Raw genomic sequence first — 18,176 nt, 5'->3', positions numbered from 1 at the left:
GAAACGAGTAATCAGAAACGTCAGCAATTATGCTGGCGTTTCTTCGTTTGAATCATAAGTATTTTAATTAAGGCATTTAAATTATAGGGAGCGGTACCACCATGCAAAGTGGCAAGATTAAGCACTGGAACGAAGATAAAGGCTATGGCTTTATCGATGTAGACAATCAAAATGAAGATGTGTTCTTTCATATTAGCAAAGCAAGACTGGCGAAACCTATAACGGTTGGTCAAAGTGTCTACTTTAACAGTGCCCGTAACGACAAAAATCAATTGAGAGCCACTGAAGTGACCTCGTCTTCGTTGAGCCTTGACCAAGATACTGCATCAGATATTCCAAGCTATACACCTACTAATGCCAATAGAAATAGCCATCACAGCACTCGTAACTCAAATCGTAGCAATCAAAACAGCAGACCCAATAAAAGAAGCTTAGGCTCTACGCTATTTAGCCTTATCGCTATCATCGCTGTCGCTTTCTATTTCTTTGGCGATTTAAATTCGACATTGCTTGCTGATAGCATCGAGTCGACAACGGTATCGCAAGAAGTCATTGATAATACGAGCCAAACCACTACTGCTGGTATAACGGGTGATGCACAGGTCGATAATACGATTGCGCTTATCCAGCAAGGCGGACCGTTTCCTTATCCAAATAAAGATGGCACGACGTTTTATAACCGTGAAGGCAGACTGCCCGCCCAGTCACAAGGCTACTACCGCGAATATACTGTACCCACCCCTGGTGTCTCTCATCGCGGCGCACGGCGTATCGTCACAGGTGGTAACCCACCTACTGTCTATTACTTGACTATCAACCACTATGATAGTTTCCAAAGGCTACAGGTGCCTTAATATGAAAAAAGCCGATATGAATCGAGAAAGTATGAACCAAGCAATCCACTACGTTAATCAAAGCCATGTTAATCAAGGCCAAATTAACCAAAACGGTACAGCACTGGGTACTAGCATTCCTGCGCAGGCTGTTACTATAGCCATCGGTGACACGCTCGAAAAAACTGAGCTATTGACGAGTTTAGGCCAGGCTTGTGACTTTCCCAGTTATTTTTCACACAACTGGGACAGTGCATGGGATTGTCTAACAGACAGTGAAGCAATTCATTTAAGGCTTGATTTGACAGACGTCAAAAGGATAAACACTGAGGACTTCAATGTCTTTAAAAGCATCATTGAGGATGCCTTTAGAGAATTTGGCAAACCACAATTGTGGGTCATCGTGCCATCTGAGGATGAAGCTTATGCGTTAGAAACTTAGTCGCTAAAAGCCTGTATATTGCAAGCTTGACCGCCGATAGTCACCGATAATTATTCGTCATCATAGAAACCTGAATTCGAGATAAAGCCATATTTATCCCGAATTCAGGTTAATTTATTTTATAGAAAGGATTAACCTATGGAGATTACCTTAAACGGTTATTACACCCTGATATTGGCCACCTTAGTGCTGCTACTTGGGCGGTTTTTGGTGCGAAGAGTCAAGTTTTTAGAAGACTTTAATATTCCAGAACCGGTTGCTGGTGGTCTGGTCGCGGCGATTGTTGTCTATGCTCTCAATATGGTTTGGGGATATAGTTTTAACTTTCATCAAGGACTACAGACCGCCACCATGTTGATGTTCTTTGCCTCCATCGGTCTGAGCGCTGATTTTAGTAGACTAAAAGCAGGCGGCACACCATTATTGATTTTTACTATCGTCGTTTCAGTGTTTATTGTATTGCAGGACATCGTTGGTGTGGCCATGGCAAGTGCATTGGGACTTGATCCTTTGCTCGGTCTAGTGACAGGGTCTATCGCTCTAACGGGTGGTCATGGTACAGCAGGCGCTTGGGGAATCACGCTAGAACAAGACTACGGTGTGGTCGGTGCGACTACATTGGGTATCGCGGTTGCTACTTATGGTTTGGTCGCGGGTGGCATCGTAGGTGGACCTGTGGCTCGTCGTTTGATCAATCGACTTGGCCTCAAGCCTACGCCTGCTAACCCTGATCCTAGCGATATCGAAAAAGTTGCTGGTGCACAGTCGTTATATAGCACCAAACACGATGAAGAGTCTGCAGGTAGTAATAAAGATATCTTTGAAAGACCTGATAGCATGCGCTTTATCACAGCGTCCTCTACTATCGAAACCTTGGCACTATTCGCAGGTGCTTTGGCTTTTGCCGATGTGATGGCCATCGTTGCTGAAGGTACATGGTTTGAGTTACCGACGTTCGTATGGGCACTGGCAGGCGGTGTCATTATTCGCAATGTACTGACGATGGTCTTCAATTTTGATATGTTTGACCGCTCAATTGATGTATTTGGTAATGCGTCTTTAAGCCTATTTTTAGCGATGGCATTGTTGTCTTTAAAACTTTGGCAATTGACCGATTTGGCAGGCCCTGTACTAGTCATATTGGTTGTACAGACCATCATTATGATTATCTATGTTTACCTCATTACCTTTAAAATTATGGGTAAAGACTACGACGCGGCTGTATTATCAGCGGGGCATTGTGGTTTTGGTATGGGTGCGACACCGACTGCAATTGCAAATATGCAGGCAGTCACTGATCGCTATTTACCTTCACCTAAAGCATTCCTGATTGTGCCAATGGTTGGTGCGTTCTTTGTTGATATCGTTAATGCCACGATATTGCAGATTTTTACGAAGTTGCCGTTTATGTAGGCCGATGCTGTTACAGATTAAAACTTAATAGCCATCTAGCAAATAACAAATACTAGCCATCGAAAAGCCCGCCAAGACTCATCTTGGCGGGCTTTTTTAATTATCAAGTTATAATAGTGTGTTCAATCGAACCTATTATTTATACTTTTTAATTTCGCCACTTTTCACACGCGCTATGAAAGAATTAACTTCTCTTTTCACAATTGGCATCAAGAAGTATAGGCCGATGATGTTAAAGATAGCCATAGCGAACAGAGCCGCATCTGAGAAGTCGATAACGAAGCTAAACTGTACGATGGTACCGATAACAACGAAGATTAAGAAGATAAGTTTGTATATCATCTCGCCGCCTTTACCTTCACCAAAGAGGTAAGTCCAAGCTTTTAGACCATAATATGACCATGAAATCATCGTTGAGAAAGCAAACAACAATACCGCGACAGCTAGGAAATACTGGAAGATAGGCGCCGTTTCCATGAAGGCTGCACGGGTTAGATCCACACCAGTAAGCGCTTGGGTTTGTAAGTTTGCGGCAGTATTCACCCCAGAGATAGTAATAACAAGTGCCGTCATCGTACAGATAACAACCGTATCAATAAAAGGCTCTAATAGCGCTACTAGACCTTCAGTAGCAGGCTCTTTAGTTTTTACTGCTGAGTGAGCAATAGCGGCTGAACCAACACCCGCTTCGTTAGAGAAAGTTGCACGTTTTAAACCTTGAATCAATGCGCCAATAAAGCCACCAGCCACACCAGCACCAGTGAAGGCACCCGAGAAAATCTCGCCAAATGCAGTACCGATATGATTAAAGTTAGCAATCAATACGATTACCGCCATAGTAATGTATAACAAAGCCATAAAAGGTACGACTTTTTCGGTAACGGTTGCGATGCGCGGCATACCACCAATGATAACCATACCGACTAAAAACGCTAAGCCAATACCAAAGAAAACACTGTAATCCGTTGGAATGCTAAAAGTAGAGCTCATGACTGCAAAGGCTTGGTTACCCTGAAACATGTTACCGGCACCAAAGGTCGCCAATATACACATGAGTGCAAAACCAACAGCCAGAAACTTACCTAATCCGCCCATACCACGTTCAGCCATACCGCGACTTAGGTAGTACATAGGGCCACCTGATACGACGCCAGATGGTAGTACCGTACGGTATTTGACACCTAGCGTACATTCTACAAACTTAGTCGCCATACCGAATAGGCCGACCATAATCATCCAAAAGGTAGCGCCAGGTCCACCAATAGCAAGCGCTGCACCAACGCCTGCGATGTTACCAAGACCAACGGTACCTGATAGAGCAGTAGCTAAGGCTTGAAAATGGCTGACCTCGCCTTCTTCTTTATTGGCGGGATTTGGATCGGTATATTTGCCTCTGACAATATCTAGAGACAAGCCTATTTGGCGAAACTGAATAAATCCAAAGTAAAAGGTGAAGATGAGTGCGGCAACTAATAACCAACCTACAATGAGCGGGAAGCTGACATCCCCAAGAGGTACTGAAAAGAAAACAAGGTCGACGAACCAGCCAAATATATTGGCCATGAAGCCATCGAGACCTGCTCCAAATGCTGCTAAACCTGATTGTTCTGCTGCTTGCGTAAGAGTCGTGCTGAGTAATAGCATCGTTGCGACTAAAGATTGTTTTTTCATGTAAATCCTTTTAGTGAAAATAACATTTATATAATTATTTAATCAATTACAGCGATACTAATACAAAGTGTAACTATTTATTATAATTTGTATTAGTATTATTACTGAATGTTCCATACTGACTATATACTAATACTTTTATATAAACAAAAAAATTTACATATTTTTCTTAATTAAACATCAACTTAGCTCCTTAAAATTAATAGCGAAACTCAATCAAGCTCACTACATTTATCGAAAAATGTTGGTAGTAATTTTCAGGTTAAATAACAGACTTAAATATAATTAAAAGGGCTAAATGGCAATATCAACATAGGTTTGCGTTAAATGACATAATAGACCTCTTGCAAAAGTCATAGTTTAAGCTCGGAATTAATGATACCAGCAAACAGCTTCATTCTAAGATCATAGCGCTGACGACGGTTGCGATATTTATGAGCCACGATTTTAAACAACTTGATTAAGCCTATTTTGTGCTCAACCACAATACGGAACTTTGCCAGATAGTGATTGGCCTGTTTGCATATCTCCAATAACTGACCACCACGAGGTTTCTTAAAAGGGGTGAAGGTTTGCTTATGTAGCTTTGCTAACCCTTGATAACCACTATCTGCTAGTAATTTAGCATTGTCAGGAAGCCAATCAGGACAAGTATCTTTATAGAGCTTAAAATCGTGGATTGACCCTTTGCAGGTTTGCACATCAAGTATCAAGCTGGTTTGCCAATGGACGATAACCTGCGCTTTTAAGGTGTGTTGTTTTTTCTTACCGCTGTAGTAGTTTCTTTGGTTTTTTTTGGACGTTCAATTGGGGTTTCGGTGGCATCGACAATGACGACGCTCCAATTGATGTCCTCATCGACACGACTAGGCAGCTTTTTAGGCAATTCAAACTTGCCAGAGTCAATCAGTGTGTCTTCTACTTTACGAATGATACGGCTAGCAGAAGACTCATGAATACCAAAGTCTATACTGATATGATAAAGCGTGCGGTATTCACGCCAATAAGTCAGGGCGAGTAGTATCTGCTCCTTAAGACTGAGCACACTTGGTCTGCCTGATTTGGTCTTAGATGCTTCATGCTCTTGCATGGCCTCAAGCATGTCATAAAAGGTGGCTTTATGAATGCCAGTGTAGCGTTTAAAACCAGCGTCACTTTGTTTGAGTAGCTTATCTATGTTTGGCATATCTATTAAGTAAGTAGAGTTCAATAATATACGTTGTGTATTACAACTACTTTTGCAAGAGGTCTAATATTCATAGAGAGCAATAACAAAAAAACCGCTAAGCAAAAGCTTAGCGGTTTTTTTTATTACCTTTCTAAAGTTTACTGATTTTTAGCATAGACTGGTAATTCTGCACAAATCGCTTCTACTTTAGCGCGTACTTCAGTAGCAACCGCTTCATCACCGCGACTGTCTAGTACGTCACAGATCCAACCTGCCAACTCACCCGCTTGTGCTTCGTTGAAACCGCGAGTAGTAATCGCTGGCGTACCGATACGGATACCAGAAGTCACGAATGGTGATTTTGGATCATTTGGTACAGCGTTTTTGTTGACAGTAATGTGTGCTTCACCAAGCCATTTGTCCGCTTCTTTACCCGTCATTTCTTGCTTAACGAGGCTGATCAGCATTAGATGGTTTTCAGTACCACCAGAGATGACTTCATAGCCGCGCTCTTGAACCACTTTTGCCATTGCTTGGGCATTTTTCACTACTTGCTGCTGATACGTTTTGAAGTTATCTTCTAACGCTTCTTTAAAGCAAACCGCTTTTGCAGCGATAACATGCATCAATGGGCCACCTTGGTTGCCTGGGAATACAGCTGAGTTTAGCTTTTTAGCCAATACTTCATCACGAGACAAAATCATACCTGAGCGTGGGCCACGTAGGGTTTTGTGCGTGGTAGTAGTTACTACATCAGCGAATGGTACTGGGTTTGGATAAACACCACCAGCAACTAGGCCTGCAACGTGAGCCATATCGACTAACAGGTAAGCGCCTACTTCGTCCGCGATGTCACGGAAACGCTGCCAATCGACTACTTGTGAGTATGCTGAGAAACCCGCGATGATCATTTTAGGCTTGTGCTCACGTGCTAGAGCATCTACTTGGTCATAATCAATAAGACCAGTGCCATCTACCAATCCGTACTGTACGGCATTGTAGTTCAGACCTGAGAAGTTGATGTGGGCGCCGTGCGTCAAGTGACCACCAGCATCTAGGCTCATGCCCAATACTGTGTCATTTGCCTCTAACAATGCTAAAAATACAGCTGAGTTTGCTTGGCTACCAGAATGCGGCTGAACGTTCACATACTCTGCACCGAACAACTCTTTAGCACGGTCAATGGCTAATTGTTCTACAACGTCCACATGCTCACAACCACCATAATAACGCTTACCAGGATAGCCTTCTGCGTATTTGTTGGTTAGGTCAGTACCTTGCGCTTCCATCACTGCTTGTGAGCAGTAATTTTCAGAGGCGATAAGCTCGATGTGGTTTTCTTGACGAACGCTTTCTGCGGCCATCGCTTCAGCAAGTACTGGATCAAAATCTTTGATAGAAATATCTTTAAACATAGTGATGTCCTAAGTAGTGACTGTCATTAAAAAACGTCATTGAAAAGAAGCTTATAGCCTGCCCACAATAAAACAACTACTGCGTCAACGTCGCTGAAGTACTATTAATACCCCTGCACGCTGTTTTTCTGCAGTCTGTTTTATGGTATGACCATTATTGTGAATGGAGTCTATTAGCAAAGATTGAAATAAGAATAAATACAGGCGACTGACCTGTTATTAACTTGACTGATTCGTCAATAAAATCGATGTACATTTGCATCAATATCATCGCGAAACATTAAGTGTAACATGAAAATTTGTGCTGTGAGCGCAAAAAAACCTCACCTTAAGATGAGCGAATTAAATGACTATATAACACAGATAAATAGCCAATAAAATAAAGGATTTACCCGCTAAATTTTTTCTCTTGCCTGCACTTTTATGCTGTTTTAGGCATAAAATATTTTCAAACGTGGCTAGATATAGTCGATTCACTTTAAAAGTAGTACAAGGCAGCCGAGTGTAGATGTATATTAAATAACTCAAGCAAGGTTAACCTAGTAATATTTTTATAGGTCGCTAGTTAAAAACGCAGGTAAGAAGGTTTCACTAATCATAAGCGTGCGACCATGCCAGTCATAACGCGTTTGTCGTTGCCAACCGTCACTGGTATGACTGATAAAACGCTCATTTGGCAAGGTACGGCGACGCTTAAATAAAACGTAGCCGATAGGTGTGTTCTTCAAATGCTTCAGACGACGTGACTGACCTCTTAAACTGTTTAAAGGAAAGATACTCTGTGCTTGCACCCATGGCATTTCATCATTGCCATATAGCTGCACTTCCCGTACCCATGCCAGCATTGGACGATTTAGCATCATGCCTCGTACACCCAGCTGCTTTTTTTGACCTAAAGTTAGCGAACGATAGCCTTCAAAGCTGCGTTTTACGCACAGCGGCTGCCCTGCCTTCTCTTCTAATATCGCAGTGAGAGAACCTTCAGCATTTAGCCAAGGTATGAGTTCAGTAGGAGGTAGGCCGCTGATAGAACTAAAAGAATTGCTGGTCATAGTTTATGGCTAGTATTTTTTATAGGATGTTTAACAGTTAGAAAGTGTTTGCAAATAGAAGCAGAGTGAGTCACAGCTGATTGCCGTTATAAATTACTGCTATGAGGCACTACCATCAAATTCAGGCATATTGTCAGCATTAAAAGGCAAAGCTTCAAAGGCCTGCTGACGATACTGCGCCATATGCATCCGATCTCTGACACAAAAATCGCCAATCGCTGGTACAAAACGCGGATCATAGATACGGTGGATAGAATATGTCGTCGTTGGAATAAAGCCACGTACCAGCTTATGCTCTCCTTGCGTACCTGGATCAAAAGACATCAACCCTTGCTCAATAGCAAACTCGATACCTTGGTAATAGCATAGCTCAAAATGTAAGCTGTCATACTCACCGAGCGCGCCCCAGTAACGACCATATAAGGTAGCATTATTATCGCCATCAGCCTTGTCACCATTAACATTCTCGCTATCAGCCTTGTCATTATCAGGTCTGTCATATAAGAACAAACTGCTCGCGATAATCTCACCACTGGCATCAAGTGCTTGCGCAAGCATTATATGCTCAGGCATGCTCGCTGCCAATGCCATAAAAAAGTCTATCGTCAAATAAGGTTGCTGTCCGCGTACTGCATAGGTCATCACATAACAGTGATAAAAAGCCTTCCAATCAGCATCGCTAATAGCATCACCGCACTTTCGCTGGCAACTAATGCCCTGCTCGGCAACTTTACGGCGCTCAGCCCGAATGGTTTTACGCTTTTTGGCTTTTAAGGTCATCAAAAAAGCATCAAAATCTGCAAATGGCTTACTGTCATTAAGTAAGTCTTTGTTTTGCCATAAGAACTGGCAGCCTTGACGCTCAAATATCGGTATCTCAATAGCAGCTGATTCTACGCCGCTTTCTTGAGCCGCTATCGCAAGCTCTACATCAATTTCAGTTGGCATAGATGTGGTGGCGATAGAGGCAAGCTCAGGTGTCACAAACAGCCCATGCCAGCTGGAAGCGCCCACTTGTTGAGCGATATCATCAATGCCTGCGATGGCTGTTTTGAGGATATCTTCATTTAATACTTCACTTTTTGCCAACCAAATCCTTTGGCCAGTAATCGGTGTATATGGTGCGCTAGTGACCAATCGCGGATAATAATCAACGCCATAGCGCGCATAAGCTTCTGCCCATGCATGATCAAATACAAACTCACCACGATGATGACCTTTTATAAATACTGGCATGACAGCCACAGGTTGCAATGTATTTTCTGCCGCGCTATCTACTAAGGTATCGGTGTTATCTTCACTATCCGCACTATTAGTAGCGCCTGTGACACGATGTACCAAAATAAATATTGGTAGCCACCCTGCCTGCTCACCAATGGCTCCGGTGTCAGTCAGCGCTTGCCAAAAAGCGAATGACATAAAAGGGGTATCTGGCGTCTGCCACTCTGTTTGGCTCTGCCAGCTGGTATCATTAATCAGCGCATACTCTAAACTCATATTCACCGTCACTATTATAATCGCGATATATTTATCGATAACCAATCTATTGATGACCTAGACTAGCAAATTTTTACGTCATTGCTGTCACAATTTGCAAAAACTTATCCGCACCTAATAAAAAACCACCAACGATAACGCGGGTGGTTTGTACGACTACGCTCATGGACAGTGAGATCAATATAAAACGTCATGAATAAACAGTAGTTGTATGGAAAAGATGATATCGAAGCCGATGACTGGTAGAATAAGGTTGTTATTAGCTTAGTATAATTCGAAACCATAGGATACGAGCTAAAACAGTATACTTAGTTCATGGTATACGATTGACATCCTATCGGATTTATAGTGGATTGATTATAATGTAGCGTCAGTGATTCACTTTTAGGCAATTTTGCACCGACCGTTAACGTGTTGCCTTTAAATGCTTTTTTCATGAATATTATTAAAAGAAAATGTCTGACCTGTCTTAAAAATTTCTAAGAAGCTACATATGAAGTACTTGTTCTAACCATATCATGGATTATTGCATAGTATCATTGACGCATATTCAACACTATATTTGAGCTTTATTATTAACTACAGCCTAAAGGAAGATCTAACTAAAATGTCAAAAATTATTTATACAAAAACTGACGAAGCCCCAGCGCTAGCGACTCTGTCGTTCTTACCGATTGTCGAAGCATTCACAAAAACGGCAGGCGTTGAAGTTGAAACCAGCGACATCTCTGTTGCAGCGCGTATATTGGCTGAATTCCCTGAATACTTGACCGAAGAGCAACGTGTTCCTGACAACTTAGCTGAGCTAGGTCGTCTGACTCAAGACCCAAATACCAATATCATCAAACTGCCAAACATCAGTGCTTCTGTACAGCAGTTAAAAGCCGCTATCAAAGAGCTACAGAGCAAAGGCTATGCTATTCCTAACTTCCCAGAAGATCCACAAACTGACGAAGAAAAAGAGCTACGCAAGCGCTATGGCAAAAGCTTAGGCAGTTCAGTGAACCCAGTACTGCGTGAAGGTAACTCAGATCGCCGCGCGCCTAAAGCCGTCAAAAACTATGCACGTAAGCATCCACACTCTATGGGTGAATGGAAGCAATGGTCAAGCACGCACGTATCACACATGCATGGCGGCGACTTCTACGATGGCGAGCAATCTATGACATTAGATAAAGCTCGTACAGTACGTATGGAGTTGTTACTTGATGACGGTACTCAAAAAGTATTAAAGCCTAAAATTGCTTTGCTTGATAAAGAAGTCATCGACCTGATGGTCATGAGCAAAAAAGCACTATTAGAGTTTTATGAGCGTGAAATGGAAGATTGCCGCGAAGCTGGTATCTTGTTCTCATTACACGTAAAAGCAACCATGATGAAGGTCTCGCATCCTATCGTCTTTGGTCATGCGGTTAGAATCTACTATAAAGAAGCCTTTGAAAAACATGGCGCATTCTTTGATGAGCTAGGTATCAACGTCAACAACGGTATGGCTGACTTGTACGACAAAATTGCCACTTTGCCAGCCTCTCAGCGTGAAGAGATTGAGCGCGACTTGCATGCGTGTCAAGAGCATCGCCCACGTCTGGCCATGGTTGACTCTTCAAAAGGTATCACCAACTTCCATTCTCCAAGTGATGTAATCGTTGATGCTTCTATGCCAGCGATGATTCGTTCAGGTGGTAAAATGTGGGGTGCTGATGGCAAAATGTATGACTGTAAAGCCGTCATGCCAGAGTCTACCTTTGCGCGTATTTACCAAGAAATGATCAACTTCTGCAAATGGCATGGTAACTTTGATCCAAAAACCATGGGTACCGTTCCTAACGTTGGCCTAATGGCTCAAAAAGCTGAAGAGTATGGCTCGCATGACAAGACTTTTGAGTCTAGCGATGCTGGTATTGCACGTATCGTCGATATTGATACTGATGAAGTGCTACTCGAAAAACGTGTTGAGAAAGGTGATATCTGGCGCATGTGTCAGGTTAAAGATGAGCCTATCCAAGACTGGGTAAAACTTGCCGTACGCCGTGCTCGTGAATCAGATACACCTGTAATCTTCTGGTTAGACCCTTACCGTCCACATGAGAACGAGCTAATCAAAAAAGTTAGAACATATCTAAAAGATCATGACACTACTGGCTTACATATCGAGATTATGTCTCAGGTTCGTGCGATGCGTTATACCCTAGAGCGCGTTGCTCGTGGTCTAGATACTATCTCTGCGACCGGTAACATCCTACGCGATTACCTAACTGACTTGTTCCCTATCCTAGAGCTAGGTACCAGTGCCAAGATGCTATCAGTTGTACCATTAATGAAAGGCGGCGGTTTGTTTGAAACAGGTGCTGGTGGTTCTGCACCGAAGCACGTTGAGCAGCTGACAGAAGAGAACCATCTACGTTGGGATTCACTCGGTGAGTTCTTGGCATTGACGGTATCGTTGGAGCATTTAGCAAACAACGACAACAATGCTAAAGCTCAAATCTTGGCAGACACGCTAGATACAGCAACAGAAAAACTGCTATTGAACGATAAGTCGCCATCACGTAAAACTGGCGAGCTCGACAACCGTGGTAGCCATTTCTATCTAGCGATGTACTGGGCAGAAGAGCTTGCAGCGCAAGATAAAGATAGCGAGCTAAAAGCGCAATTTACACCATTCGCGCAAAAGCTAAAAGAGAACGAAGAAGCCATCGTTAAAGAACTTAACCAAGCTCAAGGCAAGCCAGTAGACATTAAAGGCTACTACTATGCTGATGAAGAATTGGCTAAGAAAGCAATGCGTCCAAGCGCTTTGTTTAACGAGACATTGGCATCGCTATAATTTTAAGCGACTGCTCTTAGACATTCAGCCTAATCGCTTTTGGTTTTTATGCCCAGAAGCGATTATGCGAGTTTAAGTCTTAGTAAAAAACACCTCAACCGTCTTAGAACGTTGAGGTGTTTTTTTGTGTTTTCTAAAATCTTTATAAAGAGTGAAATAAAAAAGCCACCTATATAATCAGGCGGCTTTTCATACATAGTAATAAAGTAGAATGCTTAGAGCTTAAGTAGTCTTAGGCTTCCATATGCTTAATGATCGCCTTACCAAACTCCGAAGTACTCAGCAAGGTAGCATCTGGCATCAAACGCTCAAAATCATACGTGACTGTTTTATTGGCAATCGCACCTTGGATACCACTGATAACAAGATCAGCTGCTTCCGTCCAGCCCATATCACGAAGCATCATCTCAGCTGACAATATCAGTGAACCTGGGTTTACTTTATTCTGACCAGCGTACTTGGGCGCAGTACCATGCGTCGCTTCATAAACAGCAATCGCGCCACCTTTGTTTGCACCAGGTGCGATACCAATCCCGCCTACTTCAGCCGCCAATGCATCAGAGATATAGTCACCGTTTAAGTTAAGCGTTGCTACTACAGAGTAATCTGAAGGACGCATCAAAATCTGCTGCAAAAACGCATCAGCGATGACGTCTTTAATAATAATATCATTACCTGTTTTTGGATTTTTCATGGTCATCCATGGACCGCCATCTAATAACTCTGCACTAAAACGCTCTGCTGCCAGCTCATAACCCCAATCCTTAAATGCGCCTTCAGTGAACTTCATGATATTACCTTTATGCACTAGCGTCACATTTGGCAAATCATTATCAATGGCATGCTGAATCGCTTTACGTACCAAGCGCTGAGAGCCTTCTTTTGAGACAGGCTTGATACCGATGCCGCAGTCTTCAGGGAAGCGAATACTGGTCACACCCATCTCATCTCTTAAGAAATTGATAACTTTTTTGGCATCATCACTGCCCGCTTTCCACTCGATACCCGTGTAGATATCTTCTGTATTTTCACGAAAGATAACCATATCCGTCAGCTCTGGATGCTGTACTGGACTTGGCACGCCTTCGAACCAACGTACTGGACGTTGACATACGTATAAGTCAAGGTTTTGGCGCACTGCGACGTTTAACGAACTAAAGCCACCACCTACTGGCGTGGTCAATGGACCCTTGATACTAATGACGTAGTCTTTTAGAATCTCTAGCGTCTCGCTTGGCAAATAGTCGCCGTCATATACTTTCGCTGCTTTTTCACCAAGATAAGTCTCCATCCAAATGATAGACTTCTTGCCGTGATACGCTTTATCAACTGCAGCATTGACTACTTTTATCATGACAGGCGTGATATCTACACCGATTCCATCACCTTCCACAAACGGAATAATCGGATGATTGGGAACATTTAATGTGAGATCTGCGTTTACGGTCACTTTTTCGCCGTCTCTTGGCACGATAACCTTATCATATGACATCGATGATACTCCTTGGTTGTATATTGGACGTCGCAAGCGAACTAGACACTTTGTTATGCTAACCGTTTTATTGTAGTTGTAACGCTTTGGGCGCTTATCGGCTAAGCAAAGCTTTGATGAGTACGACACTTGCAACATTGGTTTGAACGATATGAAAAATAGCTCGAAGCTAAAAAAATTAAAATAAAGACCCAAATAATGATTATCGCTTACAGATAGTGGATATTTCTCTATTGAAAATATAAATACCACTATCAGAGTGCGGATTTAGGATAACAGCAAATCTATACAAGCGCTGTCCTACTTTTGTAGCAGGTCATGTGGCATACAGCACATTAAATATATCGCCTTTAGTCTTGTCGCTTAATACTAGCTCTACATCACAAAACATACGCTACAATAATTCATTGTCCATCAAAAACTAGGAAACACCGTTTTATGTCTACTTCTAGTCTCATCTTATTCAATAAGCCTTACGGCGTGCAAAGTCAGTTTAGAGATGACAGTAATAACGATCACACCACCCTATCGCAATACTTTACCGATAAGGCTTTGCGAGTTGCTGGTAGGCTAGATGCCACTTCGGAGGGATTGCTGATTTTGACCGATGATGGTCGCGTTAATAAAGCAATTACTCATCCGCCAAAAGCCAACGCAGGGCGCAAACAAGGTAAAACTTACTTAGTGCAAGTAGAAGGAATTCCTACTGCTGAGCAACTCAATAAGCTCAAACGTGGCGTGGTTTTAAAAGACGGTAAAACGTTACCTGCCGAGGTCAAACACGTTAGTGAAGAAGAACTACCGATGGTACTCTGGCAGCGCAATCCGCCAATACGTGAGCGTAAAAGCGTACCGGACTCATGGCTGATGCTGACAATATACGAAGGTAAAAATCGCCAAGTCAGACGTATGACAGCGCATGTCGGTCTGCCTTGTCTGCGTTTGATACGTTGGTCAGTGGCAGGATTTGAGCTAGGTGAGTTAGCTGTTGGGGAGTTTGTACGCGTTCATCTAACTAGCGAACACTGTCGTCAGCTAGGTATTTCTAACTAGTTTAGATGGTTTTAAGTTCAGATACTGTTGATTAATTCACACTGTTTGGCTATTTAGCCCCTAATATAAAGCTCCAATATTAATATATTACGACCTGTTAAACATAGTGTCTCGAATGGGTAAGGTTTATCTGCTAACATTCAGCACGTAATTGATTATGTATAATAGGTATTATCCATTTATCGTTTGGTTTTTTCACAATAGGGATATGTCATGATTGCTTCTCATCGTTTTCTTTCGTTGGTCACTAGCATTTCTGCGGCGCTTGTATTGAGTGCCTGTCAGCCAGCGACTGAAGACAGCCAATCAAATCCTGCAGAAGAAACCTCACCGCCAGTGACTGATATGCCACATGCTGAGCATGACGATATTGCAAATGATACTCTAACAAATGATAGCGATAACAGTGTCAGTGATGAGTCTCAAATGAGCGATATGCTCAGAGATTATACGAGATCAATGACTAGAATGCATGACGAGATGATGATTGGTATGGGGTATAACGATCCTGATACTGCTTTTGCTAAAGGCATGCTGGGACATCATCGCGGCGCGGTAGAGATGGCAAAAATAGAACTCAAGTATGGCACTGACGAAGCGATGCGCCAACTTGCTAAAGATGTCATCACGGCACAGCAAGCTGAAATCGATGTCTTAAACAAGTGGCTGGCTAGCCATCCTGATGCTGCCAAACCTAAGCCAAATACTGTGGCAATGCAGCAAGCATATGCTAAAAGCATGGAAAATATGCATGGCGAAATGACTTTGGGTGTGTCTGATCCCGTGCCTGATATGGCATTTGCCCGCGGCATGCTACCGCATCATATTGCCGCTGTTGATATGGCAAAAGTTCAGCTCGAATATGGGACAGATGAAGAGATGCGTCAGTTGGCGCAAGACGTCATTGATAACCAGCAAACTGAAATTGATGTGATGAAAAACTGGATTGCTGCGCTTGAGGCTGCAAGTAGCAACGATGACGATAGCTCTGTAGATGAAAATATTGAGCCTAAAACTACCGATAATAAGAACCTAGATAGCCCAGATAATAAAGCTAAAGAGCAGTAATCTCATACGTCACCAATCACTGATTGTTTAATCACTTAGGTTGCTTAGGCATATCAACAATATTATAGATTATAAAAAACCCTCTTCTAAGCATGAATGCTCGGAAGAGGGTTTTTTATATGGAAGGGTTTTTCGTATGGAAAGGTATTTTATATAACATTGAGCCATGTCTCCCAACCTGCCTCACCTTTTAATTGCTCATTATCATTCTCTAAAGTCTTATCTCCTTTTGCTAAGCGTAGGCTTACTTTATGAGGAGGTACTGCTCCAGTCATGCCAGTTGTCTCATCTCGCGGCTTAACTTTAGTTGTCGTTTCGGGTTGAACCTGAACACACATTAGCTCATCACGGCGGAATAAATAGCATTCAACAGGATGCGCTATATTAACCAAGACGGTAAGTTGTTTCGTATCCGCTTTGATGCCGTCAATCGCGATAATAACGTCATGTGCTGAAATACCAGCTTTAGCCGCAATACTATCTCGCATCACACGATTGACCTTTAGCCCAGCTGGCGTTTCGTTACATCGCATACCCCAAGGCACATGCTTGTCAGCGGTTTCTTTAGTATTCGCCTGTATTTTGACACCGTTTGCCATTAGCAACGCTTCAATTGGCAGCTCTTCTACCCCGTTGACATAACGGCGTTCAAAATCTTTCCATTCTGCTAGCGGCATAAACCGCCCAATGACGGAGCCCATATCAGCACTACTGATACCAATTCGCTTACTGTCGTTCTGCTTGGCCTGAGTATAAAAAGCTTTGACCACATCAAACAAACGATAACGACCGTCGCTATTTTTGAGTAAGATTAGATCCAGACATAAAGCCACCAATGCGCCTTTATTATAGTAGCTTATACCTGCATTGCCTGTATTTTCATCGGTACGATACAGCTTAATCCAAGCATCAAAGCTCGACTCTGCTACGCTTTGATTACCGCGCCCTGGAGTCTGATAGTAGCGATTAATTTGCTCGGCTAGCAGTCGCAGATAATTGGCTTTATCAATCACACCTGACGCTTGCAACATAAAATCATCGATATAAGACGTAAACCCTTCGAACACCCAAAGTAATGGTGTAAATGCTTCACGTCGCAAATCAACATCAATCATGACATCAGGGCGCACCGTCTTCACCCACCATGAATGAAAATACTCATGACTGCATAAGCCTAAAAACCGCTGATAATCTGTACTTGGTAACTTTGGTTCATTGGCATTTGGCAAGTCATTGCGCGGGGTAATAAGGCTAGTAGAGTTGATATGCTCAAGCCCACCATAATCTTGACCGCTGGCAAAGGTCATAAAGGTATAATCATCAAATGGCGCATCGCCTAACCAATCTACGTAGGTCTGACAAATCTGAGTAATATCCTGCTGCAATCGACCTAGATTGGCACTCTGCTTACCTGACAGGTAAAAGCTATGATGTAGCGTCTGATGCTCATTATCATGAATAATAAAATCAAACTTTTCTTGTTCTGCGATTTCGAATGGATAATCAATCAGCTCGTGATAATTGGCTGCCTGTAACTTATAGATGTGCTGACGGTTCGCTTGCTGACGGCCTTTTTGCTGTTGATCAACTTGCAGGTGCGTAGCTTCCAACCCACAAGCCAACAGTACTTTGCTACTTTCTTTGTCTGCAAAAAATGTCTCAGGCACAATCAAGCTAACGTGGACAGGTAATTGCTCTTGCCCTTCGACGGCGAGCGCAAGTGAAGTGAAATTGCCATAAAGTCGTTGCTGATCGACGTAGGCCGTACGCACAGACAAGTCATAGCAATAGACTTCATACTCGACGATGACCGTCTGCCCTGCTTGCACCGCTGGCAGCTGCCATGTGTTTTTGTCAATTTTTTGCGCGCGATAAGTCTTTGGCTGCTTGTCACTATCTGCTGTTGGAGCTTCTATTATTTGATAATGTACCGCAGTGATGTTTCGGGCAAACTCACGCATCAGATAACTGCCTGGTATCCACGCTGGTAACCAAAGCTGCGGCGCATCGGATACTGCTGTAAAACTCAGTGATACATCGACCAAATGCTCGTAGAAACGGGCAAAATCAAATTGATAGCTTATATCAGCTATCGTTTTAGCCTTAGTAGCATCGTGATTGGTTGAAACATTGCTCGCTGGTTGTTTAGTAGTGGTATTGGCAAATGCAGTCATCGTGTCTCTCATCCTTATTTTTATAATTATGCTAGAAGTCCTACTCTAAAAAAGCAACTCCTAAACCATGA

Annotated in this window: 13 protein-coding genes and 1 pseudogene; 6 read left to right on the top strand and 8 right to left on the bottom strand. The window is 42.7% G+C overall.

Annotated features, from left to right (window positions below; all coding sequences use genetic code 11):
• Positions 1-101: 101 nt before the first annotated feature.
• The 3 genes from JMY00_RS01900 to gltS all read left to right on the top strand — a co-directional run bounded on the left by JMY00_RS01900 (position 102) and on the right by gltS (position 2,688).
• Entirely contained in the window at positions 102-854 is a 753-nt protein-coding gene (locus JMY00_RS01900) for a ribonuclease domain-containing protein (protein ID WP_201578917.1), read from the top strand.
• A 1-nt stretch (position 855) separates the two neighbouring features.
• Complete coding sequence (locus JMY00_RS01895; RefSeq protein ID WP_240990617.1) at positions 856-1,275, top strand: barstar family protein; 420 nt, start codon at positions 856-858, stop codon at positions 1,273-1,275.
• A gap of 138 nt (positions 1,276-1,413) precedes the next feature.
• The gene (gene gltS, locus JMY00_RS01890; protein WP_201578916.1) at positions 1,414-2,688 is read left to right on the top strand and encodes a sodium/glutamate symporter; all 1,275 of its coding nucleotides are present in this window, start codon (positions 1,414-1,416) and stop codon (positions 2,686-2,688) included.
• A gap of 135 nt (positions 2,689-2,823) precedes the next feature.
• Here the strand turns inward: gltS and JMY00_RS01885 are convergent, their stop codons facing one another.
• From JMY00_RS01885 to JMY00_RS01860, 6 genes and pseudogenes are all read right to left on the bottom strand, one after another.
• Complete coding sequence (locus JMY00_RS01885; RefSeq protein ID WP_201578915.1) at positions 2,824-4,359, bottom strand: alanine/glycine:cation symporter family protein; 1,536 nt, start codon at positions 4,357-4,359, stop codon at positions 2,824-2,826.
• A gap of 353 nt (positions 4,360-4,712) precedes the next feature.
• Positions 4,713-5,096, bottom strand: a pseudogene (locus JMY00_RS01880) (transposase family protein); the annotation flags it as partial.
• Positions 5,097-5,104: 8 nt separating this feature from the next.
• On the bottom strand, positions 5,105-5,545 hold the full coding sequence (locus JMY00_RS01875; RefSeq protein ID WP_201578914.1) for a transposase family protein: 441 nt from the start codon (positions 5,543-5,545) through the stop codon (positions 5,105-5,107).
• A gap of 140 nt (positions 5,546-5,685) precedes the next feature.
• Positions 5,686-6,942, bottom strand: coding sequence for a serine hydroxymethyltransferase (gene glyA, locus JMY00_RS01870; RefSeq protein WP_201578913.1), 1,257 nt, complete (start codon positions 6,940-6,942; stop codon positions 5,686-5,688).
• 551 nt (positions 6,943-7,493) lie between these two features.
• Positions 7,494-7,994 (bottom strand): chorismate lyase, encoded by a 501-nt coding sequence (locus JMY00_RS01865; protein WP_201578912.1) that lies wholly within the window; start codon positions 7,992-7,994, stop codon positions 7,494-7,496.
• 99 nt (positions 7,995-8,093) lie between these two features.
• Positions 8,094-9,491, bottom strand: a complete 1,398-nt coding sequence (locus JMY00_RS01860) for a GNAT family N-acetyltransferase (protein WP_201578911.1) — start codon at positions 9,489-9,491, stop codon at positions 8,094-8,096.
• 607 nt (positions 9,492-10,098) lie between these two features.
• On the opposite strand from JMY00_RS01860, the gene JMY00_RS01855 reads away from it, so the two are divergent.
• Positions 10,099-12,318, top strand: coding sequence for an NADP-dependent isocitrate dehydrogenase (locus JMY00_RS01855; protein WP_201578910.1), 2,220 nt, complete (start codon positions 10,099-10,101; stop codon positions 12,316-12,318).
• 232 nt (positions 12,319-12,550) lie between these two features.
• On the opposite strand, the gene icd is transcribed toward JMY00_RS01855, so the two are convergent.
• On the bottom strand, positions 12,551-13,810 hold the full coding sequence (gene icd / locus JMY00_RS01850) for an NADP-dependent isocitrate dehydrogenase (RefSeq protein ID WP_201578909.1): 1,260 nt from the start codon (positions 13,808-13,810) through the stop codon (positions 12,551-12,553).
• 438 nt (positions 13,811-14,248) lie between these two features.
• On the opposite strand from icd, the gene JMY00_RS01845 reads away from it, so the two are divergent.
• A complete protein-coding gene (locus JMY00_RS01845) occupies positions 14,249-14,863 on the top strand; it encodes a pseudouridine synthase (protein WP_201578908.1) in 615 nt (204 codons plus the stop codon).
• Between the two features lie 213 nt (positions 14,864-15,076).
• Positions 15,077-15,931 (top strand): DUF305 domain-containing protein, encoded by an 855-nt coding sequence (locus JMY00_RS01840; RefSeq protein ID WP_201578907.1) that lies wholly within the window; start codon positions 15,077-15,079, stop codon positions 15,929-15,931.
• Between the two features lie 149 nt (positions 15,932-16,080).
• Here JMY00_RS01840 and JMY00_RS01835 read toward each other — a convergent pair whose 3' ends face one another.
• Positions 16,081-18,105 (bottom strand): PDZ domain-containing protein, encoded by a 2,025-nt coding sequence (locus JMY00_RS01835; protein ID WP_201578906.1) that lies wholly within the window; start codon positions 18,103-18,105, stop codon positions 16,081-16,083.
• Positions 18,106-18,176: the final 71 nt, after the last annotated feature.

It is taken from the genome of Psychrobacter sp. Pi2-52, from assembly GCF_904846705.1.
Classification (GTDB): domain Bacteria; phylum Pseudomonadota; class Gammaproteobacteria; order Pseudomonadales; family Moraxellaceae; genus Psychrobacter.
Note: the sequence above shows the minus strand (reverse complement) of the source record. Positions and strands in the feature narration are given on the sequence as shown.

Coding starts and splice junctions, on each gene's coding strand:
- JMY00_RS01900 (WP_201578917.1), top strand. CDS start 102: ATGCAAAGTGGCAAGATTAAGCACTGGAACGAAGATAAAGGCTATGGC.
- JMY00_RS01895 (WP_240990617.1), top strand. CDS start 856: ATGAAAAAAGCCGATATGAATCGAGAAAGTATGAACCAAGCAATCCAC.
- gltS (WP_201578916.1), top strand. CDS start 1,414: ATGGAGATTACCTTAAACGGTTATTACACCCTGATATTGGCCACCTTA.
- JMY00_RS01885 (WP_201578915.1), bottom strand. CDS start 4,359: ATGAAAAAACAATCTTTAGTCGCAACGATGCTATTACTCAGCACGACT.
- JMY00_RS01875 (WP_201578914.1), bottom strand. CDS start 5,545: ATGCCAAACATAGATAAGCTACTCAAACAAAGTGACGCTGGTTTTAAA.
- glyA (WP_201578913.1), bottom strand. CDS start 6,942: ATGTTTAAAGATATTTCTATCAAAGATTTTGATCCAGTACTTGCTGAA.
- JMY00_RS01865 (WP_201578912.1), bottom strand. CDS start 7,994: ATGACCAGCAATTCTTTTAGTTCTATCAGCGGCCTACCTCCTACTGAA.
- JMY00_RS01860 (WP_201578911.1), bottom strand. CDS start 9,491: ATGAGTTTAGAGTATGCGCTGATTAATGATACCAGCTGGCAGAGCCAA.
- JMY00_RS01855 (WP_201578910.1), top strand. CDS start 10,099: ATGTCAAAAATTATTTATACAAAAACTGACGAAGCCCCAGCGCTAGCG.
- icd (WP_201578909.1), bottom strand. CDS start 13,810: ATGTCATATGATAAGGTTATCGTGCCAAGAGACGGCGAAAAAGTGACC.
- JMY00_RS01845 (WP_201578908.1), top strand. CDS start 14,249: ATGTCTACTTCTAGTCTCATCTTATTCAATAAGCCTTACGGCGTGCAA.
- JMY00_RS01840 (WP_201578907.1), top strand. CDS start 15,077: ATGATTGCTTCTCATCGTTTTCTTTCGTTGGTCACTAGCATTTCTGCG.
- JMY00_RS01835 (WP_201578906.1), bottom strand. CDS start 18,105: ATGACTGCATTTGCCAATACCACTACTAAACAACCAGCGAGCAATGTT.